The 23492-nt window shown below is 68.5% G+C and carries 23 protein-coding genes; 7 read left to right on the top strand and 16 right to left on the bottom strand.

Going from position 1 to position 23492, the window contains the following annotated elements:
• Positions 1 to 8: 8 nt before the first annotated feature.
• The 3 genes from rnc to V7E09_RS05130 are packed head-to-tail and all read right to left on the bottom strand — an operon-like array spanning position 9 to position 1352.
• Positions 9 to 704 carry a ribonuclease III gene (rnc, locus tag V7E09_RS05140; protein WP_324510831.1) on the bottom strand — a complete coding sequence of 232 codons (696 nt, stop codon included), beginning with the start codon at positions 702 to 704 and terminating at the stop codon, positions 9 to 11.
• On the bottom strand, positions 704 to 895 hold the full coding sequence (rpmF, locus tag V7E09_RS05135; protein WP_324510830.1) for a 50S ribosomal protein L32: 192 nt from the start codon (positions 893 to 895) through the stop codon (positions 704 to 706). Before rpmF ends, rnc begins: the two co-directional genes overlap by 1 nt.
• Positions 896 to 932: 37 nt before the next feature.
• Positions 933 to 1352, bottom strand: a complete 420-nt coding sequence (locus V7E09_RS05130; RefSeq protein WP_324510829.1) for a YceD family protein — start codon at positions 1350 to 1352, stop codon at positions 933 to 935.
• Between the two features lie 435 nt (positions 1353 to 1787).
• Here V7E09_RS05130 and V7E09_RS05125 point away from each other — a divergent pair, with 435 nt between their 5' ends.
• From V7E09_RS05125 to V7E09_RS05115, 3 genes are read left to right on the top strand one after another with little or no spacing between them, the layout of a single operon-like run.
• Positions 1788 to 2639: a carbohydrate ABC transporter permease gene (locus V7E09_RS05125; RefSeq protein ID WP_324523106.1), complete on the top strand. Its 852-nt coding sequence runs from the start codon at positions 1788 to 1790 to the stop codon at positions 2637 to 2639.
• Positions 2636 to 3562 (top strand): carbohydrate ABC transporter permease, encoded by a 927-nt coding sequence (locus V7E09_RS05120; RefSeq protein ID WP_324510827.1) that lies wholly within the window; start codon positions 2636 to 2638, stop codon positions 3560 to 3562. The genes V7E09_RS05125 and V7E09_RS05120 overlap by 4 nt, the downstream gene beginning before the upstream one ends.
• 52 nt (positions 3563 to 3614) lie before the next feature.
• Positions 3615 to 4991, top strand: coding sequence for an ABC transporter substrate-binding protein (locus V7E09_RS05115; protein ID WP_324510826.1), 1377 nt, complete (start codon positions 3615 to 3617; stop codon positions 4989 to 4991).
• A gap of 68 nt (positions 4992 to 5059) precedes the next feature.
• On the opposite strand, the gene coaD is transcribed toward V7E09_RS05115, so the two are convergent.
• From coaD to V7E09_RS05090, 5 genes are all read right to left on the bottom strand, one after another.
• The gene (gene coaD / locus V7E09_RS05110) at positions 5060 to 5533 is read right to left on the bottom strand and encodes a pantetheine-phosphate adenylyltransferase (protein ID WP_324510825.1); all 474 of its coding nucleotides are present in this window, start codon (positions 5531 to 5533) and stop codon (positions 5060 to 5062) included.
• Positions 5530 to 6111, bottom strand: coding sequence for an RsmD family RNA methyltransferase (locus tag V7E09_RS05105; RefSeq protein ID WP_324510824.1), 582 nt, complete (start codon positions 6109 to 6111; stop codon positions 5530 to 5532). Before V7E09_RS05105 ends, coaD begins: the two co-directional genes overlap by 4 nt.
• Positions 6112 to 6138: 27 nt before the next feature.
• Positions 6139 to 8358 carry an ATP-dependent DNA helicase RecG gene (locus V7E09_RS05100; RefSeq protein WP_442956840.1) on the bottom strand — a complete coding sequence of 740 codons (2220 nt, stop codon included), beginning with the start codon at positions 8356 to 8358 and terminating at the stop codon, positions 6139 to 6141.
• 79 nt (positions 8359 to 8437) lie between these two features.
• Positions 8438 to 8623: a 50S ribosomal protein L28 gene (rpmB, locus tag V7E09_RS05095; RefSeq protein WP_324510822.1), complete on the bottom strand. Its 186-nt coding sequence runs from the start codon at positions 8621 to 8623 to the stop codon at positions 8438 to 8440.
• Between the two features lie 117 nt (positions 8624 to 8740).
• Positions 8741 to 10423, bottom strand: coding sequence for a ribonuclease J (locus V7E09_RS05090; RefSeq protein ID WP_324510821.1), 1683 nt, complete (start codon positions 10421 to 10423; stop codon positions 8741 to 8743).
• Between the two features lie 53 nt (positions 10424 to 10476).
• Between V7E09_RS05090 and V7E09_RS05085 the strand changes: the two genes are divergently transcribed.
• Positions 10477 to 11025: a GNAT family N-acetyltransferase gene (locus tag V7E09_RS05085; RefSeq protein ID WP_324523105.1), complete on the top strand. Its 549-nt coding sequence runs from the start codon at positions 10477 to 10479 to the stop codon at positions 11023 to 11025.
• Positions 11026 to 11040: 15 nt separating this feature from the next.
• On the opposite strand, the gene glpK is transcribed toward V7E09_RS05085, so the two are convergent.
• The 3 genes from glpK to V7E09_RS05070 all read right to left on the bottom strand — a co-directional run bounded on the left by glpK (position 11041) and on the right by V7E09_RS05070 (position 15220).
• Positions 11041 to 12555 (bottom strand): glycerol kinase GlpK, encoded by a 1515-nt coding sequence (gene glpK / locus V7E09_RS05080; protein ID WP_324510819.1) that lies wholly within the window; start codon positions 12553 to 12555, stop codon positions 11041 to 11043.
• 51 nt (positions 12556 to 12606) lie between these two features.
• Positions 12607 to 13371, bottom strand: a complete 765-nt coding sequence (locus V7E09_RS05075; RefSeq protein WP_324523104.1) for an MIP/aquaporin family protein — start codon at positions 13369 to 13371, stop codon at positions 12607 to 12609.
• Positions 13372 to 13489: 118 nt separating this feature from the next.
• Positions 13490 to 15220 carry a glycerol-3-phosphate dehydrogenase/oxidase gene (locus tag V7E09_RS05070; RefSeq protein WP_324510817.1) on the bottom strand — a complete coding sequence of 577 codons (1731 nt, stop codon included), beginning with the start codon at positions 15218 to 15220 and terminating at the stop codon, positions 13490 to 13492.
• Positions 15221 to 15324: 104 nt separating this feature from the next.
• Between V7E09_RS05070 and V7E09_RS05065 the strand changes: the two genes are divergently transcribed.
• Entirely contained in the window at positions 15325 to 16275 is a 951-nt protein-coding gene (locus V7E09_RS05065) for a sugar-binding transcriptional regulator (RefSeq protein WP_324510816.1), read from the top strand.
• Between the two features lie 44 nt (positions 16276 to 16319).
• Positions 16320 to 17363, top strand: coding sequence for a glutathione S-transferase family protein (locus tag V7E09_RS05060; protein WP_324523103.1), 1044 nt, complete (start codon positions 16320 to 16322; stop codon positions 17361 to 17363).
• Between the two features lie 54 nt (positions 17364 to 17417).
• Here the strand turns inward: V7E09_RS05060 and V7E09_RS05055 are convergent, their stop codons facing one another.
• Genes V7E09_RS05055 through dapB form a run of 3 tightly spaced genes read right to left on the bottom strand, consistent with a single transcriptional unit; the run spans position 17418 to position 19619 of the window.
• A complete protein-coding gene (locus tag V7E09_RS05055; protein WP_324523101.1) occupies positions 17418 to 18119 on the bottom strand; it encodes a CPBP family intramembrane glutamic endopeptidase in 702 nt (233 codons plus the stop codon).
• Positions 18120 to 18174: 55 nt separating this feature from the next.
• Positions 18175 to 18891 (bottom strand): LmeA family phospholipid-binding protein, encoded by a 717-nt coding sequence (locus V7E09_RS05050; protein ID WP_324510813.1) that lies wholly within the window; start codon positions 18889 to 18891, stop codon positions 18175 to 18177.
• The gene (gene dapB, locus V7E09_RS05045) at positions 18885 to 19619 is read right to left on the bottom strand and encodes a 4-hydroxy-tetrahydrodipicolinate reductase (RefSeq protein WP_324523100.1); all 735 of its coding nucleotides are present in this window, start codon (positions 19617 to 19619) and stop codon (positions 18885 to 18887) included. Before dapB ends, V7E09_RS05050 begins: the two co-directional genes overlap by 7 nt.
• A 62-nt stretch (positions 19620 to 19681) precedes the next feature.
• Here dapB and V7E09_RS05040 point away from each other — a divergent pair, with 62 nt between their 5' ends.
• Positions 19682 to 20464: an HAD-IIA family hydrolase gene (locus tag V7E09_RS05040; RefSeq protein WP_324510811.1), complete on the top strand. Its 783-nt coding sequence runs from the start codon at positions 19682 to 19684 to the stop codon at positions 20462 to 20464.
• 75 nt (positions 20465 to 20539) lie between these two features.
• Here V7E09_RS05040 and V7E09_RS05035 read toward each other — a convergent pair whose 3' ends face one another.
• Positions 20540 to 22765 (bottom strand): polyribonucleotide nucleotidyltransferase, encoded by a 2226-nt coding sequence (locus tag V7E09_RS05035; RefSeq protein ID WP_324510860.1) that lies wholly within the window; start codon positions 22763 to 22765, stop codon positions 20540 to 20542.
• A gap of 273 nt (positions 22766 to 23038) precedes the next feature.
• On the bottom strand, positions 23039 to 23302 hold the full coding sequence (gene rpsO, locus V7E09_RS05030; RefSeq protein WP_129458875.1) for a 30S ribosomal protein S15: 264 nt from the start codon (positions 23300 to 23302) through the stop codon (positions 23039 to 23041).
• Between the last annotated feature and the right edge of the window lie 190 nt (positions 23303 to 23492).

Here is a 23492-nt window from a genome sequence, read left to right as displayed (position 1 = left end):
GGGTTGGCTCAGGACTGCGAGAAGAGTTGCTGATGGGCCAGCTCCGCCGCGCCTTGCTCGGCAAGCTTCTTGGAGCGGGCGATGAAGGGCGCGTAGTGGGTTGACCCCACCACGGCGCGCGCTTCGAACCGGCGATCGTGATCGGGCCCCGAGGCGGTGTGCTCATAGCGCGGCGCGGCCAAACCGCGGTGGGCGGCCAGCTCCTGCAGGGCCGTCTTCCAATCGGTGGCGCGGCCGTCGGCAGAGGCGGCCTCGACGACAGGGTCCATCAGCGTCCGCACGAAACGTGAGGCCGCGTCTCGGCCGCAGGACAGGAACACCGACGCGATGAGCGCCTCGGTGGCGTCGGCCAGGATGGAGTCCTTGTCCGCTCCGCCGGTCTGCCGTTCTCCCTTGCCCAAGAGCAGCGCCTGGCCCAGTCCGAGGCCGCGCGCGACGTCGGCCAGGGCGTAGGTGTTGACGACGGCGGCGCGCATCTTCGCGAGCCAGCCCTCGGGTTTGTCCGGGAAGCTGCGGTACAGGTGCTCGGTGACGACGACCCCCAGCACGGCGTCGCCCAAGAACTCGAGGCGTTCGTTGTGCGGGGCTCCCCCGTGCTCGAACGCCCAGGATCGATGCGTCAGGGCAAGCCGGTACAGCTGGGGATCGATCTCGATCCCCAGCTGTGTGAAGAGCTCATGGACGCGGCCATCGGCCGCGGGCATCACTGCTCGATGACCTGGCGGCGGGCCGAACGGGGGCCGTACTGGCCGCACGTCGGGCACGCCGTGTGGGGAAGGTGCTTGCCCCCACAGGCCGGGTTGGCGCAGTTCACGAGCGTGGGCGCGGACGCCTTCCACTGCGCACGGCGGGAACGCGTGTTGCTGCGGGACATCTTCCGCTTCGGAACAGCCACGTCAAACTCCTCAATCTCGGGGCGCACGCGCCCGCTATCAGTCCTGGGTGTCGTCAGCCCAGCCGACGAGCGACGCCCACCGGGGGTCGATCGCTTCGCCGTGGCTGTGGTCGGGATCGTCGTTCAGATTGACCCCGCACACGGGGCACAACCCAGCGCAATCCTCCCGGCACAGCGGGATGAACGGCAGATCGAGCACCGCGGCGTCACGCAGAACCGGTTCGAGGTCGATCAGCTCGCCCTCGACCCGGCTGGCCTCGACATCGTCGGGATCCACGCCCGGGAAGAGGAACAGTTCCTGCAGGTCGATCTCGGCGGACGCCGCGATCTCGGTCAGGCACCGAGCGCACTCCCCGCGCAGCTGAACCTCAGCGACGCCGGTGGCCAACACCCCGTCCCCTACCCCCTCGAGCCGAAGATCGAGATGGATCGGGGAACCGGTCGGCACTCCGATCACGTCGTTGCCCAAGCCTTCGGGGGCGGGAACATCGCGGACAGTCTCCTTGCTTCCACCCGGCTGATGCCCGAATTCGCGAATATCGAAAACGAGTTCAGATCGGGGGTCGACCAAGCGAGCTGCCACCGCGTTCACCCCTCACCCCTGCTGGCACGACAACGTCATAACCGAAGGACAAGCCTACCGGGTTCCGCGCGGGGGGCCAAACCGTTGCCTGCGATAGCCACCCGGACCACCCCCGGAACCCCCACGCCCCGAGATGTCATGCGTCCGACATCGGGCGTTCAGCGGCGAGTCGGTTCCCCGCCCCTCGACCGGCCTAGCTTCAGCCTCGGCCGCAGCGGCGGCACCGGACGGGGGACCATGACGACGACACAGGCAGGCGCGCCAGCGCGCAGACGCACGCGAGTCACACAGCGGACGCTGCGGGAATGGTTGATCTTCGTCCTGTTCGCGGCACCCAACATCGGCCTGATCCTGGCCTTCACCTACCGGCCCCTCCTGACGAACATCTACTACTCGACGCTGGACTGGACCCTCGGCGCCTCCGTGGCGACCCCGATCGGCCTGGACAACTACATCGAGTTCTTCACCAGCGCCGAGTCGCTGGGGGTGCTGCGCACCACCGCGATCTTCACCGTCGCAACGGTCGGTGGATCCATCCTGCTGGGGCTGCTGCTGGCGACAGTGCTGAACCGGCGCCTCACGGGGCGCGGTTTCGCCCGCGCCACCGTCTTCGCCCCCTACGTCCTGTCTGGGGTCGGTATCGGGTTGGTGTGGTTGTTCATCTTCGACCCCACCACCGGGGTGCTGTCGGCCATCCTGCGGGCGCTCAGCCTGCCCGTTCCCGAATGGTTCCTGCAGCCCAACCTGTCCTTGACGATGGTGATCGTCGTCTACATCTGGAAGAACCTCGGCTACTGCGCGGTCATCTATCTGGCCGCACTCCAGGCGGTGCCCCGCGACCTGCTCGAGGCCGCCGCCCTGGACGGGGCAGGACGCTGGGATACGTTCACCAAGGTCGTGTGGCCGCTGCTGTCGCCGACGTCCTTCTTCCTGCTGATGACCACCCTGCTGTCCTCCCTGCAGTCCTTCGATCTGATCCGGATCATGACGCCACTGGGCAACGGCACGACGACGCTCATGTATGACGCCTACCTGCAGGCCTTCGGGGGATACAACCGCGCGGGCTACTCGGCGGCCGTCGCCACGATCTTGTTCGTGCTCCTCCTGGCGCTCACCGTCGTGCAGCTGCGCCTCATCGAGCGGAAGGTCCACTACGCATGACCACCACCCTCCTCACCGAGGCCCCCGCGCCCACGTCCCGGCCTCGGACTGCCGCGTCCGCGAAGGCGTCCACCCGGCACGGCTCCGCCCTGGACCAGGAGTCGACCGCGTCGCTGATCCTCGGCGGGTACGTGCCGTTGATCCTCGCGACGCTGATCATCGCCTTGCCCTTGATCTGGATGATGCTCGGCTCGTTGAAGACCAGCGGCGAAGTCGTCTCCCGCGACCTCGTGTGGCTCCCCGCCTCGCCCAGCTTCGACGCCTACGTGACCGCCTCGCGGCAGGTCGACTTCCCCCGCTTGTTCCTCAACTCGACCCTGGTCACCATCGTCGGCGCAGGCATCAAGGTCCTCTTGGCCCTGACCACCTCGTACGCGCTGGTCTTCGTGCGGTTCCCCTTCAAGCGGATCATCTTCGCCGGCATCCTCGTCGCGCTCATGGTTCCGCCACAGGTCTCGCTCCTGCCCAACTACGTCCTGATCTCGGGGCTCGGCGGCGCCAACACCTACTGGGGAATCATCCTGCCCGGCCTGGGCACCGCCTTCGGGACGTTCCTGCTGCGCCAGCACTTCCTCTCGCTGCCCGCCGAGATCCTGGAGGCCGCCGAACTCGACGGGGCAGGACACCTGCGCCGCCTCGTCCAGATCATCATCCCCATCTCCACTCCCACGATCGCGACCGTGTCGCTGGTGACGATCGTCAACGAGTGGAACGACTACATCTGGCCGCTCATCATCACCACCGACGACCAGATGATGACCTTGCCGGTCGGGCTCACCCTGCTCAAGAACCTCGAGGGGGACCCGAGTTCCTATCCCATCCTCATGGCGGGTGCCGTCGTCGTGATCCTGCCCGTCCTGATCGTATTCATGTTCCTCCAGCGCTACATCGTGGCTGGGCTTACCCAGGGTGCGGTCCGCTGACCGCTCCCCCATCTCGGTCCCCGGCCTCGGGGGTCGTTCGAAGAGGAGAGAAATGTTCGCATCCCTGACCAACTCGTCGCTCAGCCGACGCACGCTGCTCGGCGCTGCCGGCATCGGGCTCGGCGCCGCAGTCCTCGCCGGCTGCGGCGGCCCGTCGGTCGCCGGCCCGGGGGCATCCAGCTCCCCGTCGGCCGACCCGGCGGGCCCGGACTTCGCCGGCGTCTCGCCTGCGAAGTCGATCACGTTCTGGTCCAACCATCCCGGCAGCTCCGAGGCCATCACCCAGGAGATCATCGCCGCCTTCACCGCGAAGGAAGGCATCGAGGTCAAGCTCGTCACGGCCGGGTCCAACTATGAAGAGGTGGCCACCAAGTTCCAGGCCGCACAGGCGGGCGGGCAGCTCCCCGACATCGTCGTCTTCTCCGACGTGTGGTGGTTCCGCTACTTCCTGGCCGACTCGATCATCCCGCTCGGCAACGCGCTCAAGGCCGCCGAGGTCGACATCGCGGACTACCGGCAGGGACTGTTCGCGGACTACCAGTACGCGGGCGCGCAGTGGGCCGTGCCGTGGGCCCGTTCCACGCCCCTGTTCTACTACAACAAGAACCACTGGCAGGCCGCCGGGCTGGAGGATCGCGCACCGAAGACGTGGGCCGAGTTCAACGACTGGGCCCCCCGGATCAAGCAGGCCAACGCCGACATCACGCATGCCTACGAGCACCCGGCACTGGCCGACTACGCCGGCTGGACGCTGCAGAACATCCTGTGGGGCTACGGCTCGGGCTGGTCGAAGCAGAACTCCTTCGAGATCACCTGCGATGACGAGAAGGCCGTCGCAGCCCTCACCTACGTCCAGGACTCGGTGTACGCCAACGGCTGGGCCGGCGTCGCTTCCAAGTCGGGCACGGACGATCTGGCCGCCGGCGCCATCGCCGCGACCCTGGGATCGACGGGATCCCTCGTCGGCATGCAGAAGGCGACCGCAGGCAAGTTCGACCTGGGTGTCGGCTTCCTGCCCGGCGGCCCGGTCACCACCTCGCCCGTGTGCCCCACCGGCGGTGCCGGCGTCGGCATCCCGAAGAACATCGCCAAGGAGAACCAGCTCGCGGCGGCGAAGTTCATCGGATTCCTCACCGACCCGGTCAACACCGTGAAGTTCGCCGGTGCGACCGGCTACATGCCGGTCCGCACGTCGGCCGACACCAGCTCCCTGCTGGCCGCCAACCCGCTCGCCGGCGAGGCCATCAAGCAGCTCGACGTGACGCGTCCGCAGGACTACGCCCGTGCGTTCCTGCCCGGCGCCGATCAGGAGATGGCCAAGTCGATCGCCCAGATCGTCACCCAGAAGGCCGACGTCAAGACGACCATGACGAGCCTGCGCGGCGTCTTGGAGAAGATCTACGACGGCCAGGTGAAGGGCAAGATCTGAGCTTCGGCCGCGGCCGCGTCGTCCTGCTCTGGGATGGCGCGGCCGCGCCACGTCCGCCCCGAGGACCCTCAGTCGGCCACCTTCGCGGCGATCCGCCGCGCAACCTGCGGCGTCACGAACTGGCCGACGTCCCCGCCGAGCTTCGCGATCTCCCGGATCATGGTGGAACTCAGGTGGGACCATTGCGCCGATGTGGGCAGCATGATGGTCTCGATACCGCTGAGCGCATGGTTCATCTGCGCCATCTGCAACTCGAAGTCGAAGTCGCTGGCGAACCGCAACCCCTTGACGATGACGTCGACGCCCTGCTCGCGGCAGTAGTCCACCAGCAGGCCGTCCAGCAAGGTGACCGACACACCGGGCAGGCCCGCCACGGCGTCTTGGAGCATCTCGACGCGCTCATCGGGGGTGAACAGGTAGTTCTTGGCGCTGTTGCGCCCCACCGCCACGATGACCTCGTCGAACAATCGTGCGGACCGAGAGACGATGTCGAGGTGGCCGTGGGTGACGGGGTCGAACGAGCCGGGGCAGATGGCCCTCATGCTTCCTCCTTGGTGGCCAGATACAGCGTCGTTTCACCATAGCGACGCGCCCGCTGCGCCGGGAGCGTCTCCGGCCAGGTCGGACCCGGACCCCGGCTGGAGCGCTCGACGATCACCAGCCCATCCTCGGCCAGCCATGCGTCCGCCGCGGCCGCGATCTGCGCATCGACCACCGAGGCCGCCACCTCGTAGGGCGGGTCGAGCCACACCACATCGAAGCGACGCGACACTCCCGCCAAGAACGCGTCCACCGAGGACGCGACCACCTGGATGGACAATCCGGTGGCGCGTGCGTTGCTGCGCGCCAGCGCTGCCGTAGCGCGGTCCTTCTCTACACAGACCACCGGGTCCGCGCCCCGGCTGGCGGCCTCCAGGGCGATGGCTCCGGTGCCGCCATACAGATCCAGGAGTGAGAATCGTTCCAGCATCGACGCGGCGGGCTCCCCCACCGTCCCGGCCCAGTCGGCGATGAGGTTGAAGGCGGACTCGCGCACCAGATCCGACGTCGGCCGGGTGCGGTCATGGCTGGGGGTCATCAGGCGCTGACCGCCCGCTCGACCCGCGATGATGCGGCTCACCCGGACAGGGTAGCCAGCAGGCCGGTCTCAGGAGCGGTCGATCCATTCCTCTCCGGCCAGCAGATTGGTCTGCGTGACCGCATCCGCAAAGCCCGGTGTGGCCCGGTCCGGATCCCGGGACACCGCCTCCTCGGCCAGCGCGCGGGCGGCTTCGATGACGTCGGCATGTTCCAGGACCCGCAGCAGGCGCAGCGTCGAACGCCCACCCGACTGGCTGGCCCCCAGCACGTCGCCCTCGCGACGCTGCGCCAGGTCGAGTTCGGCCAACGCGAACCCGTCACGGGTCCCGGCGATCGCCGCCAGCCGCTCCCAGCTGGGCGCCTCCGGCTCCGCCGAGCTCACCAGCAGGCACACCCCGGGAAGCCCTCCTCGGCCGATCCGGCCGCGCAACTGGTGCAGTTGGCTGATCCCGAACCGGTCCGCGTCCCAGATGATCATCATCGTCGCGTTGGGCACGTCCACCCCCACCTCGATGATGGTGGTGGCGACGAGCACATCCACCTCCCCCGCCGCGAAGGCGCCCATCACGGTGGCCTTCTCCTCGGCGGGCAGCCGCCCGTGCAGGACGCCGACCCGCACCCCCGCGAGCGGCCCCTCTGAGAGGCGCGCGGCCAACTCGACGACCCCGAGGCCGTCGGCCTCCTTGCCGCCGCCGATGTGCGGGGCGACGACGAAGGCCTGCCGCCCCTGGGCCACCTCCTCGGCGACCCGCTCCCAGGCCCGCTCCACCCAGGCCGAACGCCTGGTCGCGTCGACCACGGTGGTGGTCACGTCGGCGCGTCCCGCGGGAAGCTGAGCCAGCGTCGAGACGGTCAGGTCTCCGAAGACGGTCATGGCGACCGAACGCGGGATGGGGGTGGCGGTCAGCACCAGCACGTGTGGACGCGCGTGCGCGCGGTCGGTGAGAAGCGCCCGCTGCTCGACGCCGAACCGGTGCTGCTCGTCGATGACCACCAGGCCCAGGTCGGCGAAGGAGACGTTGTCGGCCAGCAGCGCGTGGGTCCCGATGATGATGCCTGCCTCGCCGCTGGCGATCTGCATCAGGGCGGCTCGCTTGCGGGCTGCCGGCGTCGACCCCGTGATGCACACGACGTCGGTGGCTGTCTCCGGCGCCCCCAGGACGTGGCCCTGCCCCAGTTCACCGAGCAGGCCCGTGATCGTCTGGAAGTGCTGTTGCGCCAGCACCTCGGTGGGCGCCAGCAGAACGGCCTGCCCGCGTGTGTCCACCACCGCGAGCATCGCGCGCAACGCCACCAGTGTCTTGCCGGAACCGACCTCGCCTTGGAGCAGCCGCTGCATGGGCGCCTGACGGGCCAGGTCGGCGAAGATCTCCTCCGAGACGTCGCGCTGCCCCTCGGTGAGGGCGAAGGGGAGCCTGGAATCGAATGCGTCGAGCAGGGCACCGGGCACCCGGGGTCGCGGACCGGCGGACTGGCGGGCGTTCTCGGCCCGCCGGTAGGCCATCGCCACCTGAGTGGTGAACGCCTCGTCGAACCACAGCCGCTGACGCCCCCGGTCGATCTCCGCCCGCGAGTCGGGCCGGTGGACGGCACGGAAGGCATCGGCCAAGTCGATGACCCCCGCCCGCTCACGCACCCATGCGGGCCACGGGTCCTCGGCGGGCAGGGCGTCGAGCGCCAGCCGTTCGCACTCGGCGATCGTCCACGTCTTGAGCTTCGCCGTCGCCGGATACAAGCCGACGAGGCCGGAACGAGACAGTTCGGCGATGCGCTCCTTCTCCTCGGAGTTACCCACGACGCCGCCCGCCTCGTCCAGCATGACGAAGGCGGGATGGGTCATCTGCGGCTGGTCGCGGAAGCTGCCCACCTTGCCCACGAAGATGCCGCGCACGCCGGCAGCCAGCTGGCGTTGCCACCAGGCCACGATTGAGGCACGGCCGAAGAACGTGGCGGTCAACCTGCCCTGACCGTCGGTCAAGGTCACTTCCAGACGCGAGTTGGGAGCTCGCCTGCCACCGGCGAAACCACCCCGGCCCTCGAACACCTCGGTCTTTGCCACGCGCGCCATCACGGCGACGTGTTCGCCCTCGACCACAGTGGCCAGGTCGGTGAGCTCGGTACCGGCGAGGTAGTGACGCGGGACGTGGCGCAGCAGATCACCGACCGTGCGGACGCGGAGCGCGGCGAACGACTCCGCCGCCTTCGCGCCCAGAACCGTGGCGACGTCGGCGTCCAGCGCGCGGAAGGCGGCGGTGCGCCAGGGATCCAAGGGGCTCACAGACAGCATCCTAGGCAGTGGGCACGACACTCCCCCGAACGCGAAAAGACCCGCCCGAAGGCGGGTCCATCGTGATCGCAGAGATCAGTCAGCGCGCGACCTTACCGGCCTTGATGCAGCTGACGCAGACGTTCATCCGCTTGGTGGAGCCGTTGACGACGGCCCGCACGGACTGGATGTTCGGGTTCCAACGACGGTTGGTCTTCTTCTTCGACCAAGGCACGTTGTGGCCGAAGGTCGGCTTCTTGGCGCAGACGTCGCACACGGCGGCCATGGAACTACTCCTCTAAAAGACTGGGTAACGAGACGGCACCCGCGCTTCGCACGCGGACGAGCGAGGCTCGTATTCGGAACCAAGCCAGTGTAACCGGTCGCGTCCCGAAACGACAATCTATGTCGCCAAGACGACCGGGACGATCATCGGGCGGGCGCGGTAGCGCTTGCTGACCCACCGGCCCAGCCGCCGTCGCATGAGCTGTTGCAGGGGGTAGGTGTCCTCGGCCCCGTCGGCCAGCGCCTCCCGCAGCACCCCGGCGACCTCCGCGCTGATGGCGTCGAAGATGCCCTCCTCGTCGATGAAGCCGCGGGCGGTGATGATCGGCCCCTCCACCAGTTCCCCCGTGTGGAGATTCACCACGGCGATCGCCGAGATGAAACCTTCCTCGCCCAGGATGCGGCGGTCGTCCAGTTCGGCGTCCCCGACGGCGTCCACCGTGGAACCGTCGACGAACACGTAATCGGCCTCGACGCGTCCGACCACCCGGATCGCACCGTCGTGCAGGTCCACCACCGTGCCGTCCTCGACGACCAGCGCGTTCTCGCGCGGGACGCCCGTGGCGATGGCGAGTTCGGCGTTGGCGTGCAGGTGCCGGATCTCCCCGTGAACGGGCATCACGTTGCGCGGCTTGACGAGGTTGTAGCAGTAGAGGAGTTCGCCGGAACTGGCATGGCCGGACACGTGGACCAGCGCGTTGCCCTTATGGACGACCTTGACCCCGTTCCTGGTCAGCCCGTTGATCACCCGCGAGACCGAGTTCTCGTTGCCCGGGATGAGCGAGCTGGCCAGCAGCACCACGTCGCCGGGGCCCGCCGTGATGACGGGGTGTTCGTGGTTCGCGATCCGGCTCAGGGCGCTCAACGGCTCACCCTGGGAACCGGTGGACACGATGACGACATCCTTCGAGGCGTACTTGTCGATGTCGTCCAGGGCGATCAAGGTGTTCGCCGGGACCTTCAGGTAGCCCAACTGCGCGGCGATGGTCATGTTCTTCACCATGGACCGCCCGACGTAGACGACCTTGCGACCGGACTTGACCGCCTCGTCCATCACCTGCTGCACCCGGTGCACGTGGGAGGAGAAGCACGCGACGATGAGGCGCGCCGACGCATGGGAGAACACTCGTTCCATCGCAGGCTGGATGTCGATCTCGTGGGTGGTGAACCCCGGGGTCTCGGCATTGGTGGAGTCGACCATGAACAGGTCGACCCCTTCTTCCCCGGCCTTGGCGAAACCCCGCAGATCGGTGAGTCGGCCATCCAGGGGCAACTGGTCCATCTTGAAGTCACCGGTGTGCAGGACCGTCCCCGCACTCGTGCGCACCAGCACCGCCAGGGCGTCGGGGATGGAGTGGTTGACGGCGAGGAACTCCAGATCGAACTCGCCGATCGTCGTACGCGATCCCGCCTCCATCTCGCGCAAGTCGGCGTGTCGGAGACGGTGCTCCTTCAGCTTCTCGCGCAGGAACGCCAAGGTGAGCCGACTGCCCAGCACGGGGATGTCGGGGCGACGACGCAAGAGGTAGGGCACGGCGCCGATGTGATCCTCGTGACCGTGGGTCAAAACGAGGCAGGAGATGTCGTCCAGGTTGTCACCCAGAAGGTGCAACGACGGCAGGATGAGGTCGACCCCGGGATGGTTCTCGTCGGGGAACAGCACCCCGCAGTCGAGGATCATCCGCTGCCCGTTGATCTCGAAGCTGGCGCTGTTGCGCCCGACGTCGCCCAGCCCGCCCAGCGGGGTGATGCGCAGGGTGTCGGGACGGAGCTTGGGTGGGGTCTGCAGGGGTTCTCGCACCCAACCACCTTATCGGCCGGGATGGTCCGGCACCTCGCCGTTAGGATGTGGCGGTGACTGATGCGCCGCGCACCGCCGACTCCTGCCGCCTGGCCCTTCCCTCCGAAGCGGAGCGGTTGGCCGCTATCCAGCGCCGCAGCTGGCAGCAACTGTTGCCGATCCCCGTCGCGGAGCAGATCCTCGGCGAGGTCGATCTGGCCACCATGACGGCCTCCTGGCAGGCCGCGATCCAGCGCCCGCCGCTGGCGAAGTTCCGCGTGCTCGTGGCTGTGGCGGACAAGCGCGTCGTGGGGTTCGCGGCGGTCGGGCCCTCGGACGACCCCGACGCCGACCCGGGGTCCGACGCGCTGGTCGGGGAGTTCATCGTCGACCCCGTAACCCAGCGGCAGGGCCACGGCTCCCGGCTGCTCAACGCCGTCGCCGACACGCTGCGCGCCGACGGGTTCACCCGCGCCACCTGGTGGGTGCGTGCCGACGACGATCCCCTCAGGTCCTTCCTGGCCTCCGCCGGGTGGGCGCCCGATGGCGCCCACCAGAGCGTCGGCACGGAGGCGTCCGCCACGGAGTGGAAGCTGGTGCGCCTGCACACCGGCCTCACGTGACGGACGCCCGTCCGGCTAGACCACGTCCTCGTCGACCCAGTCCAGGGTCTTCGTGACGGCCTTCTTCCAGTTGCGGTAGAGCCGATCGCGCTCCCCCGCCTCCATCGCCGGGGTCCAGCGCTCGTCCTCGGCCCAGTTCTCGATGACGTCCTGCTCGCCCTGCCAGAACCCGACGGCGATACCCGCGGCGTAGGCGGCACCCAGCGCCGTCGTCTCCGCGACCACCGGACGCACCACGTCCACGCCCAGCTGATCGGCCTGGAACTGCATCAGCGTCTGGTTAGCCGTCATGCCGCCGTCAACTCGCAACTCGGCCAGCTTGACGCCGGAGTCCGCCTCCATCGCATCCAGCACCTCCCGGGTCTGGTAGGCGGTGGACTCCAGGACCGCGCGGGCCAGGTGTCCCCGGTTGACGTAGCGGGTGAGGCCGACGAGCGCGCCTCGCGCGTCGCTGCGCCAGTACGGGGCGAACAACCCGGAGAAGGCAGGGACGAGGTAGGCCCCGCCGTTGTCCTCGACCGTCGCCGCCAGCGGCTCGATCTCGGCGGCGTTGGAGATGATCTTCAGGTTGTCGCGCAGCCACTGGACCAGCGAACCGGTCACGGCGATGGAGCCTTCCAGTGCGTAGACGGGCTTCTGACCGGCGATCTGGTAGCAGACGGTGGTCAGCAGACCGTTCTTGCTGGGGACGATCTCCTCACCGGTGTTCATCAGCATGAAGCAACCGGTGCCGTAGGTGTTCTTCGCCATGCCGCGCTCGAAGCAGGCCTGTCCGAACGTCGCCGCCTGCTGATCGCCGAGGATGCCGGAGATCGGCACCCCACTCAGTGAGCCCGCGGGCCGGACGTTGCCGTACACCTCCGAGGAGGACTTGATCTCGGGAAGCATCGACAGCGGAATGCCCATCTCCGCGGCGATCTCCTCATTCCAGGACAGCCCGTCGAGGTTCATCAGCAGCGTGCGCGACGCGTTGGTGACGTCGGTCACGTGGATGCCGCCCTCCACGCCACCGGTCAGGTTCCACAGCACCCAGGTGTCCATCGTGCCCATGAGGAGTTCCCCCGCTTCGGCACGCTCGCGGGCACCCTCCACGTTCTCGAGGATCCACACGACCTTCGGGCCGGCGAAGTAGGTGGCCAGCGGCAGGCCCACGCGGTCCTTGTAGCGTTCGGCGTCGCCCTGGCCGAGCCGGGCACAGATCTTGTCGGTGCGCGTGTCCTGCCACACGATCGCGTTGTAGACGGGCTCACCGGTGAGCTTGTCCCACACCATGGTGGTCTCGCGCTGGTTCGTGACGCCGACGGCGGCGATCTGATCGCGGCTGACGTCCGCCTGGGCCAGGGCGATCCCGACGACCTCACGGACGTTGTCCCAGATTTCCGCCGGATTGTGCTCCACCCAGCCGGCCCTGGGGAAGATCTGCTCGTGTTCCTTCTGCCCGGTGGCGACGATGCGGCCTTGATGATCGAAGATGATCGCGCGGGAACTGGTCGTGCCCTGGTCGATGGCGAGAACGTACTTCTGAGTCATGCTCGTATTTCCTTTCACTGCGGTGTGGGTGGTGACGCCGAGCGGCGCCGATCAGGCCGGAAGGAGGACGCCGCTGGCCACGCCGGCGAGAACGCCGCCGATGACGGGGCCTACGACCGGGACCCATGCGTAGCCCCAATCGGAGCCGCCCTTGCCCTTGATGGGAAGCAGCGCGTGCGCGATGCGGGGGCCCAGGTCACGGGCGGGGTTGATGGCGTACCCGGTCGGGCCGCCGAGCGAGATGCCGATGCCGACGATCAGCAGGGCCACGCCGAGAGCACCCAGCCAGCCGAGCCCGCCGGGGGTGTGCGTGGCCGAATCGCCCCAATGTCCAGCCGCCAGGACGACGAAGACCAGTACGAACGTGCCGATGACCTCGGTCAGGACGTTCCAGAAGGGGCTTCGAATCTCGGGCCCGGTCGAGAACACCCCGAGCTTGACCGCCCCCGGTGCGTCCTGATCGAACTGCTGCTTGTAGGCGAGCCAGCAGGCTGCCGCACCGATGATGGCGCCGAGGAACTGGGCGGAGATGTAGGTCGCGATCGAGGTCGCCGAGACGGCGATGCCGGGGACGAACTCGGTGGCCCCTGAGGCGGCCACACCGAGGGTGACGGCCGGGTTGAGGTGACCGCCGGACTTGTAGGACACCAGGACGCCGGCGAAGACCGCCAAGCCCCAGCCCCAGTTGACGAAGAGGGTTCCGGTGCCGTGGCCCTTGGTACGCGGCAAGGCCGTGTTGGCGACGGAGCCGGCGCCCAGCAGGATCAGCATCGCTGTTCCCACGGTTTCGGAGAGGAAGATGGTTGCAAGAGACATCGAAGATCACTTTCAGACACGGCTGTGTGCCGAAGGCTGGATCGAGTGTTCCGGGGGTTCTGCCTTTCTGACGAGTGAGGTCGGGGCCGCTCCCCCAGTCGCGGCCCCGACGGGGTGGTCACTGCAGCGTGGTGTCGACCACGTCCGCGGCCCCCATCCGGATCCCGGAAGCGGCTTCATCGGTGGTGGCCGCCTGCGCGGCGAGCTCTGCCTCGGCGCGCTGGCGGTAGTTGGCCTTTTCGTGGGCCAGCCGCTCCTCATCCCACCCGAGGATCCCACCGGCGATGGTGGCGGTTTCCTCGATCGCGGAGATGCCGCGGTCGGGCGTGGTCGAGTTGAGGCGGACGCGCTGGATGAAGATGTCCTCCAGGTGCAGGGCGCCCTCGTAGCGGCAGGCGAACGCCACCTCGGCGCCGATGTACCAGTCGCACGAGGTCAGGGGCTGTCCGAGAGCCGGTTCGGCGTCGACCAACTCCAGCAGGGCGTCGATCTCGGAGCCGTACCGATCGCTCAGGGACTCCACCCGCTCGGGGGTCCAGCCGTAGCGCGAGGCGATCTCGGCCCGCCTGTTCACCAGCGCGTGGTAGCCGTCCGCGCCGAGGAGCGGGGTGTCCTTCGTGACCGACGGGCGTGCCGCGGCAGCCTGCTTGCCCAGCGCCACGTCGACGGCGTCCTCGGCCATGACGCGGTAGGTGGTGAGCTTCCCGCCCGCGATGGCGATCAGCCCGGGGGTGACCTCCATGGTGGTGTGCTCGCGCGAGACCTTCGCCGACTTGGCCTCGTCGGAGCCGACGGGCTGCAGCAGGGGCCTCAGGCCGGCGTAGGTGCCGATGATGTCGTCCCGCGTCAGGTCGGAGGCGAGCACCGCGTTGGCGTGCTCCAGCACGTAGTCGATGTCCGCGGAGGTCGGAACGGGGTGTTCGAGTTGCTCGTGCCAGGCCGTGTCCGTGGTCCCGATCACCCAGTAGTGCATCCACGGAATGATGAACAGCACGGACTTCTCGGTGCGCAGGAACATCCCGGTCTGCGCCTTGATCCGTTCGCGCGGCACGACGATGTGGATGCCCTTACTGGCCAGGACCTTCAGCCCGCTGCGAGTCTGCGCCATCGCCTCGGTTGTCTCCGTCCACACGCCGGTCGCCATGATGATGGCCTTGGCCCGCACCTGCAGGGTGCGGCCCGTCTCGGCGTCACGCAGCGTGGCGCCGGTGACGCGGCCGTCGGGGCGCTGCTCGATCTTGACCACTGCGGTCCGGCTGGCCGCAGTCGCCCCGAAGCGGACGGCGCTGCGCACCAGGTTGATGACCAGGCGGGCATCGTCGACCCGAGCGTCGTAGAACTCGATCGCACCGATCAGGGCGTCAGGCCGGACGTCGGGGAACAGTTGCTGCGCCCCGGCCTTGGACAGGTGCTTTTGGGTGGGCACGGTCTTCTTGCCACCGGACCCGGCCAGCGCGAGCACGTCGTAGAGCCCGACGCCGACCGCGGAGTAGGCGCGCTCGATGACCGGCGTCTTGAGCGGCCACAGGAAGGGCTGCGCCTTGACCAGGTGGGGAGCCAGCGTGGTGAGGAGGCGACCGCGTTCGCGCAGTGCCTCTGCGACGAGGGCGAAGTCCAAGTTGTAGAGGTAGCGCAGCCCGCCGTGCACCAGCCGGGAGGACCGGCTCGAGGTGCCCGAGGCCCAATCCTGGGCCTCCACGATCGCGGTCTTCAGGCCCCGGGTCGCGGCGTCGAAGGCGGCGCCTGCGCCGGTCACCCCGCCGCCGATCACGAGGACGTCGAACTCGTCGGCCTCCAAGGCGTCGAGCGCTCGTTCGCGCTGCTCATGGTTGAGGGCGGGGATGGTCATCGATTGCTCCTTGGTACACGTCCGTGTGCTGGTTTCCTTCCATGTTGCCTCGGCTGCACGATCGTGTCACTGTTGTGCACGAACGTGCAGTGAGGGGCTTTCGCATGAACGAGCGTCACGACGCCATGTACCAGGCCGCGACCCAGTACTACCTGCGGGGCGACACCATGGAGTCGATCGCGCACGGCCTGGGGCTGTCACGCTCCAGCGTCTCGCGGCTCCTGAGCCAGGCCCGTCGCGAGGGCCTCGTCCGCATCACCATCGCGGATGCCACCGGCGCCGCCTCCCCCGAAGCCCGCGCCCTCCGGGATCGCTTCGGGGTGGCCGCACACCTGGTCAATGTCAGCGCCGTCTCCTCCGCCTCCATCCGGCTCGATCAGGTCGCCCAGCGCGCCGCCTCGCTGCTGACCGACGCCGTGCACGAGGACGGCTTCCTCGGGGTCGCCTGGGGCGTGACGATGGCGTCGCTGGCCCGGCACCTGCCCCGGCACCCCCTGTCCGGGGTCTCCGTCGTGCAGATGAACGGTGGCGCCAACCCGCGCACAACGGGGGTCCCCTACGTGGGCGAGATGCTGCAGCGCGTCGCGACGGCGTTCGACGCCCGGGTCACCCCGTTCCCCGTCCCCGCGTTCTTCGATCATGCCGAGACCAAGCAGGCCCTGTGGCGGGAACGCTCCATCCAATACGTGCTGGGTCTCCAGCAGCGCCTCGACATCGCCGTGTTCGGCGTCGGCTCGCTGACCGGGAGCATCCCCTCGCACGTCTACGCGGCCGGATACCTCGACGCCGAAGAGCGAACGTCCCTGGCCGCCGATGGGGTGGTGGGCGACATCTGCACCGTGCTGCTGCGGGAGGACGGTAGCTATGCAGACATCCCGACGAACGCGCGCGCCACCGGCCTCACCCCAGCCGAGATGGCGCGGATCCCCCGTCGGATCTGCGTCGTCGCCGATCCCGCCCGGGCGCGGGCCGTGCGGGGTGCGCTGCGGGCCGGCGTCGCGACCGATCTGGTCCTCGACGACCAGACGGCCAAGGCGATCCTGCGTCACTCCTGACTCGCCCGCGCGAGGCGACTTGTCCACCGTGAGACGGTGGGGGCATGACCGAGCAGCCTGAGGGCACCACGGGTGGCGTGTATTCCAGCAAGGGAACCGAGTACACCCGTGACACCCGCTACCTCACGACACGCATCACGCGAACCGTCGAGCCCGGGGCGGACGCGGTCGCGGTCGAGCCGGGACGCTACCGGCTCATCGCCGCGCGCGCATGCCCGTGGGCGAACCGATCGATCATCGACCGCCGCCTGCTCGGACTGGAGGACGCGCTCAGCATCGGCCTGCCCTGCCCCACCCACGACGCCGACTCATGGACGTTCGACCTGGACCCGGGAGGCGTGGACCCGGTGCTCGGCATCCACCGGCTCAAGGACGCCTACCTCACACGAGACCCGCACTACCCGCGAGGCATCACGGTCCCGGCCATCGTCGACACCACGACCGGCGCGGTCGTGACCAACGACTTCGCGCAGATCACCCTCGACCTCTCCACCGAATGGGTCGACTACCACCGCCCGGGCGCTCCTGACCTGTACCCCGTCGCCCTGCGGGAGGAGATGGATCGGGTGATGCGCTACGTCTACACGGAGATCAACAACGGGGTCTACCGAGCCGGGTTCGCGGGGACCCAGGAGGCCTACGACGCCGCCTACGGGCGCCTCTTCACGGCGCTGGACTGGGCCGAGGAACGCCTGAGCACCCGTCGCTTCCTGATGGGCGATGCCATCACCGAGGCTGATGTGCGGCTGTTCACGACCCTTGTCCGCTTCGACCCCGTCTACCACGGGCACTTCAAGACCAACCGCAGCAAGCTCGCCGAGATGCCCGTGTTGTGGGCGTACGCCCGGGACCTGTTCCAGACACCGGGATTCGGCGACACGGTCGACTTCGAGCAGATCAAACAGCACTACTACATCGTCCACAAGGACCTGAACCCCTTGCAGATCGTCCCACAGGGGCCCGATCTGGCGAACTGGCTCAGCGAGCATGGCCGCGAGAGACTCGGTGGCTCTCCGTTCGGCGACGGAACCCCGCCCGACCCGGTGCGACCCAGCGAACGGTCTCCGCACAGCATCCTTCCCGGCTGAGCCAGACCCGCACCCGGCGGGGCGCTCACAACCGGGCGCCCCGCCGATGCGGAGTCAGGAGGCCAGCCCGTGGTACAGCATGCCCGCACTGTTGCAGACCATATGCACGACGATGGCAGGCCAGATCGAACGCGTCACGGTGAGCAACAGCCCGGCACAGATCCCGACGAGGAACGCCATCGGCAAGACGTTGTTGATCCCGTGGGCGAGGGCGAAGATCGCGACGCTGAGCGGGACCGCCACCCAGGAACCCCAGCGGCCCAGGAAGTTCAGCAGCACGCCCCGGAACACCGCCTCCTCGCCGAGCGGCGTCAGCACGCCACCGAACAGCACGGTGAGGGCGAGGGATGTCGCAGAGGCCATGGCAGCATCCTGGTAGGTGGTCTGAATGTTCTCCGCGGGGAACAGCGGGTCGAAGGCTGCTGAAACCGGCCAACTCAGCAGGAAGCAGGCCAGGGCGACCCCCACCCCCACGAGGATCCACCTCGGCGCGACCCGACGGAATCCGAAGGGACGCAGATCCCGGATCCTGAGGCTGACGGCTGCCGCGAATCCGATGAGGGGGGCCAGCCCGGCAACCAGGAAGTCACGGTGCCCGCGCAGGAGCACGGCGTTGTCGGGAATCAGAATGGAGGCGGTCATCCCCACGATGGTGAGCACCGCGCTCACGAGGACGGCCACGATCGCCTCGGGCCAGCCCGGCCGAAGAGGGGTGGTCTGGGTGGGTGCGTTCATGGTGGCTGATCTATCGCTCATACGGGCACCCTCGACGCTGCCCCAGGGGCAGGGTCAAGCCCGGTCCCCCCGTCGATCAGCGCGTCAGCGGCACGCTGACGCCCTCGCCTCCCACCTGGAGGGTCACCGCGTCGGCGTGGGGGGCGATCCCGGTCAGCCGCAGGCCGTACGGAAGCGGGACGTGGACGGGCGCGAGCATGGCGTCCACGACCGGCTGGCTGACCTGCGTGGGGACGGAGACTCCCGCCACGTCGATCGCGGCGTCCACCATCGAGACGGTCTGCGCGGCCTCGTCGACGACCAGCCGCCCCGTGACATGGATCGCGACCGTGCGCCCCAGCACGGTGGCGTCGCTGGTGAAGGTCACGCGTCCCTCCTCAGCAGGGGCGACCTCGAGCCCGGCCAGAGCCCCGACGTCGGCGTAACTCAGATCGGCGCTTCCGCTCACCGAGCCCGCCTCGACGCTACGGGGTTGGACCCAGACCCGCGTGAAGGTGAGGTCGACCGCCGTCAGCCGCGCGGTGGCACCCGACGTGAGGGTCGCGGACAGCGCATCGCCTTGGATGCGCACCGCGGGCACCTCCTGCAGCAGCAGGTGCCAGGCGAGGGGATAGCCCTCCAGCGTCACCGTCGGCGGCTGATCGAACCCGGCCGCGTCCTCCACCTGCGTCGCTGCCTGCTTCTCGAGTTCACCCCGAAGCATCCCGTCAGTGGCGACGACGCCCACCGCCACCAGACCGACCAGCACCGCGATGGTGATCAGCAGGTTGCGCAGGAACCGCACGATCACCATCCCAGGAGTTCTTCGATGCCGAGCGTCAGCCCCGGACGCTCCCCCACGCCCCGGATGGCCGTCAGCACACCGGGCATGTAGCTGGACCTGTCGAAACCGTTCTCGGCGATGACGAGTTGCTCCCCCTCGTTGCCGAAGCGCACCTCCTGGTTGGCGAACAGCCCACGCTGCCGCACGGCATGCACGGCGATGCCGTCGACGCGGGCGCCGCGCGCCCCTGGGATCTCGGTGGTCGTGGCGTCCGGTGTCGCGCCCAGTCCGGCACGCGTCCGCGCGGCGGCGATCCGGCCGGCCGTCGTCACCGCGGTCCCCGACGGGGCATCGACCTTGTGGGGATGGTGCGCCTCGATGATCTCGACCGATTCGAAGTAGGGGGCCGCCATCTCGGCGAAACGCATCATGAGCAGCGAGCCGAGAGAGTAGTTGGACGCGATGATCGCGTGCGCCTTCGTCCCGTCGAACAGGTCGGCGACCCGGGCGAGTTTCTCGGGGGTGAAACCGGTTGTCCCCACGACCGCGTGGACACCGTGGGCTGCACACCACTCCAGGTTTCCCATCACCGCATCCGGCACCGTGAAGTCCACGACCACGTCAGCACCCGAGGCCGCCGCGAGGTCGTCTCCGGCGTCCAGCGCCGCAGCCAACTCCAGGTCGTCGGCCGCCTCGACGGCCCGGCACACCTCGGCGCCCATGCGCCCCTTCGCTCCCAACACGGCGACTCTCAGCATGCTCCCATCCTATGTTCGCCGCCCGCCTCGCCTGACCTGTCGCGATGGAGCATGCTGGAGGCATGCGCGACCCGAAGGATCTGACCTGCTGGCTGACTGACAAGGACGGCGTCCTGGTGCATGGGGATCGTCCGATCCCCGGAGCGCGGGAGCTGATCCAGTTCTGGACCGAACACGACCACCGCTACCTGGTCATCACCAACGATTCGGTGCAGACGCCGCGGGACCTGTCCGCCCGGCTGCGCCGCTCCGGTCTGATCGTGCCCGAGGAGAACATCTGGACCTCGGCGATGGCGACGGCGGCCTTCCTGAAGAACCAGGAGGGCGTCCGCACCGCCTACGTTCTGGGCGAGGCGGGCCTCACCACAGCCCTCCACGAAGCAGGGTTCGTGCTGACCGACGTCGACCCCGAGTTCGTGGTGCTCGGCGAGACGCGCGGGTTGTCGTTCGAACAGATCACGCGCGCGATCCGACTCATCCTCGACGGCTCCCGGTTCATCGCCACGAACCCAGACACCAGCGGCCCGGCCGCCGACGGGATCGTCCCGGCGACGGGCGCCTTCGCTGCCATGATCACGGCCGCGACGGGGCGCCAGCCCTACATCGTGGGCAAGCCGAACCCCATGATGATCCGTTCCGGACTCAATCAGATCCAGGCGCACTCAGAGACAACCGGGATGATCGGGGACACCATGAGCACCGACATCGTCGCCGGGCTGGAGGCCGGCCTGCACACGGTGCTGGTCCTGACCGGCTCCACGCACGCCGACGAGTTGGCGTCCTACCCCTATCGCCCCTCCCGGGTGCTCAACTCGGTCGCCGACCTCCTGCCTCTGCTCCGCTGACGACACCAGGACGCGACGAGGGCGCCGCCTCCCCCAGGGGAGACGGCGCCCTCGCTCGTGTGTGGTGCTGCGGAATCAGGCCTCGGCGCCAGCGGCCGCCGGCTCGGCCGCCTCAGCGGCCTCCTCGACCACAGGGGCCAGCGACAGCTTGCCGCGGTCGTCGATCTCGGTGATCTCCACCTGGATCTTCTGACCGACGGACAAGACGTCCTCGACGTTCTCCACGCGGTTGCCGCCGTTGAGCTGGCGCAGCTTGGAGATGTGAACGAGGCCGTCCTTGCCGGGCATCAGCGACACGAAGGCGCCGAAGTTCATCAGCTTCACGACGGTACCGAGGTACCGTTCGCCCTTCTCCGGCATCGTCGGGTTGGCGATGGCGTTGATCAGCGAGCGGGCCGCCTCGGCGGATTCCCCGTTGGTGGCGCCGATGAAGATGGTGCCGTCGTCCTCGATGGAGATGTTCGCGCCCGTGTCGTCCTGGATCTGGTTGATCATCTTGCCCTTCGGCCCGATGACCTCGCCGATCTTGTCGACCGGGATGCGCACCGTGATGATGCGCGGCGCGTACAGGCTCATCTCGTCGGGGGCGTCGATGGCCTCACCCATCACGTCCAGCAGCGTGTGCCGGGCGTCGCGGGCCTGCAGCAGGGCGGCAGCCAGGATCTCGGCGGGGATGCCGTCGAGCTTGGTGTCGAGCTGGAGTGCCGTGACGAAGTCACGCGTGCCGGCGACCTTGAAGTCCATGTCGCCCAGCGCGTCCTCGGCGCCCAGGATGTCGGTCAGCGCGACGTAGTGCATCGTGCCGTCGATCTCTTCGCTCATCAGGCCCATCGCGATGCCCGCGACCGGCGCCTTCAGCGGGACGCCCGCGTTCAGCAGCGACAGCGTCGAGGCGCAGACCGAACCCATGGACGTGGAGCCGTTGGAGCCCAGCGCCTCCGACACCTGGCGGATCGCGTAGGGGAACTCCTCGCGCGTCGGCAGCACCGGCACCAGCGCACGCTCCGCGAGCGCGCCATGGCCGATCTCGCGGCGCTTCGGGGAGCCGACACGGCCCGTCTCACCGGTGGAGTACGGCGGGAAGTTGTAGTTGTGCATGTACCGCTTCGTCGTCTCCGGCGACAGCGTGTCCAGCTTCTGTTCCATGTCGAGCATGTTCAGCGTGGTCACACCCAGGATCTGGGTCTCGCCCCGCTGGAACAGCGCCGAACCGTGCACCCGCGGCAGGACGCCGACCTCGGCGGACAGCGTCCGGATGTCGGTGGTGCCACGGCCGTCGATCCGGACGCCCTCGGTGAGCGTCTTGTGACGGACAAGCTTCTTGGTCAGGGCGCGGAACGCGCCGCTGATCTCCTTCTCGCGGCCAGCGAACTGAGCGTCGAGTTCGGCGTGCACGGCGTCCTTGAGGGCGTCGGTCGCCTCGTCGCGGTCCTGCTTGCCGGGGATGCTCATGGCGGCGGCGAGACGGTCGCTGGCGGCTGCCGCCACGGCGTCGAACGCATCGGCGGCGTAGTCGGAGAACACCGGGAAGGTCTCGGTGGCCTTCGGCAGCTGGTTGGCCAACTCGATCTGCGCCTCGCACAGCGCCTTGAGGAACGGCTTGGCCGCATCAAGGCCCGACGCGACGATCTCTTCGGTCGGAGCGGTCTTGCCGGAACGGACGTTTTCGACGGTGCCCTCGGTGCCGCCCGCCTCGACCATCATGATCGCGACGTCGCCATCGGGCAGGACGCGACCGGCCACGGCCATGTCGAAGGTGGAGTCCTTCATCTGCTCCACCGTGGGGAACCCGACCCACTGGTCACCGATCAGCGAGACGCGGACGCCGCCGACGGGACCGCTGAACGGCAGCCCGGCCAGCGTGGTGGACGCCGACGCGGCGTTGATGGCCAGCACGTCGTAGCGCACGTTGGGGTTGAGCGCGAGCACGGTGACGACGACCTGGACCTCGTTGCGCAGCCCCTTGATGAAACAGGGACGCAGCGGGCGGTCGATGAGGCGCGCGGTCAGGATCGCGCCCTCAGACGGGCGGCCTTCACGACGGAAGAAGGAGCCGGGGATGCGGCCGGCGGCGTACATCCGCTCCTCCACATCGACGGTCAGGGGGAAGAAGTCGATCGCGTCGCGCGGGTTCTTCTGCGCGGTGGTGGCCGACAGCAGCATGGTGTCCTCGTCGAGGTACACGGCTGCGGAACCGTTGGCCTGCTTGGCCAACAGTCCGGATTCGAAACGGACGATGTGCTTACCGAACGAGCCATTGTCGATGACTGCCTCGGTGTGGCGGAGTTCAGGTCCCTCCATTGCCATGGGGACTTCCTTTCAGGTGTTGCGCACCCGGCTCCGGCCCCAGACGAAGAATGTGTGGTTCGGTCTTCGATCGAGGCCCACGGGCTGCCGACTGCGGCACTTCCCGGAGGCCACTACCGAGGACCGACGAGCGCGGACCAGGTGAGCGGTGAACAAGGTTATTGAGTTGTTCCGGCGCCGAGAGAGGTGCCTCTCACAGCGTACCGGTCGGGCATGCCGATGAGGGAGCGGCCAGCGGGCCGCCCCCTCAACGGACGTGATGGTCGATCAACGACGCAGGCCGAGCCGTGCGATCAGCGCACGGTAGTGCTCGACGTCCTGCTTCGCCACGTAGTTCAGCAGGCGACGGCGCTGGCCGACCAGCAGCATGAGGCCGCGACGGCTGTGGTGGTCGCCCTTGTGCTGCTTGAGGTGCTCGGTCAGGTGGGAGATCCGCTTGCTGAGCAGAGCGATCTGGACGTCGGGAGAGCCCGTGTCGCCAGGCGTGATCGCGTAGTCTTCGATGATCTGCTTCTTGGTTGCCGCATCCATCTGGGCTTCTCCTTCTCGTGCGTTGCGCGGCGCCGTTCCCGGTTGGGCGGCTCTGTCAATCCGCGGGCGATGTGACGCCGAGGAGCAACGTTACCCCAGAGCGACCCGCCCGACCAACTTGCCAGTTCCGGAGGGCTTGTCGCCGGGAGGTAACCGTGCTAAGTTGCGCGGCAGGGCTTCGGCCCCTAGG

The sequence above is a fragment of the Propioniciclava sp. genome (assembly GCF_036744435.1).
Taxonomy (GTDB): domain Bacteria; phylum Actinomycetota; class Actinomycetes; order Propionibacteriales; family Propionibacteriaceae; genus Propioniciclava.
This window is presented reverse-complemented; position numbering and strand designations above follow the sequence as displayed.

Bases quoted from the DNA above. Each gene is read 5' to 3' on its own strand.
- V7E09_RS05060 (WP_324523103.1), top strand. From the start codon at position 16,320: ATGACCGAGCAGCCTGAGGGCACCACGGGTGGCGTGTATTCCAGCAAG.
- V7E09_RS05055 (WP_324523101.1), bottom strand. From the start codon at position 18,119: ATGAGCGATAGATCAGCCACCATGAACGCACCCACCCAGACCACCCCT.
- V7E09_RS05040 (WP_324510811.1), top strand. From the start codon at position 19,682: ATGCGCGACCCGAAGGATCTGACCTGCTGGCTGACTGACAAGGACGGC.
- rnc (WP_324510831.1), bottom strand. From the start codon at position 704: ATGCCCGCGGCCGATGGCCGCGTCCATGAGCTCTTCACACAGCTGGGG.
- V7E09_RS05050 (WP_324510813.1), bottom strand. From the start codon at position 18,891: ATGGTGATCGTGCGGTTCCTGCGCAACCTGCTGATCACCATCGCGGTG.
- V7E09_RS05120 (WP_324510827.1), top strand. From the start codon at position 2,636: ATGACCACCACCCTCCTCACCGAGGCCCCCGCGCCCACGTCCCGGCCT.
- V7E09_RS05075 (WP_324523104.1), bottom strand. From the start codon at position 13,371: ATGTCTCTTGCAACCATCTTCCTCTCCGAAACCGTGGGAACAGCGATG.
- V7E09_RS05070 (WP_324510817.1), bottom strand. From the start codon at position 15,220: ATGACCATCCCCGCCCTCAACCATGAGCAGCGCGAACGAGCGCTCGAC.
- glpK (WP_324510819.1), bottom strand. From the start codon at position 12,555: ATGACTCAGAAGTACGTTCTCGCCATCGACCAGGGCACGACCAGTTCC.
- V7E09_RS05100 (WP_442956840.1), bottom strand. From the start codon at position 8,358: ATGCTGTCTGTGAGCCCCTTGGATCCCTGGCGCACCGCCGCCTTCCGC.
- coaD (WP_324510825.1), bottom strand. From the start codon at position 5,533: ATGAGGGCCATCTGCCCCGGCTCGTTCGACCCCGTCACCCACGGCCAC.
- V7E09_RS05115 (WP_324510826.1), top strand. From the start codon at position 3,615: ATGTTCGCATCCCTGACCAACTCGTCGCTCAGCCGACGCACGCTGCTC.
- V7E09_RS05035 (WP_324510860.1), bottom strand. From the start codon at position 22,765: ATGGAGGGACCTGAACTCCGCCACACCGAGGCAGTCATCGACAATGGC.
- rpmB (WP_324510822.1), bottom strand. From the start codon at position 8,623: ATGGCCGCCGTGTGCGACGTCTGCGCCAAGAAGCCGACCTTCGGCCAC.
- V7E09_RS05065 (WP_324510816.1), top strand. From the start codon at position 15,325: ATGAACGAGCGTCACGACGCCATGTACCAGGCCGCGACCCAGTACTAC.
- rpsO (WP_129458875.1), bottom strand. From the start codon at position 23,302: ATGGATGCGGCAACCAAGAAGCAGATCATCGAAGACTACGCGATCACG.
- dapB (WP_324523100.1), bottom strand. From the start codon at position 19,619: ATGCTGAGAGTCGCCGTGTTGGGAGCGAAGGGGCGCATGGGCGCCGAG.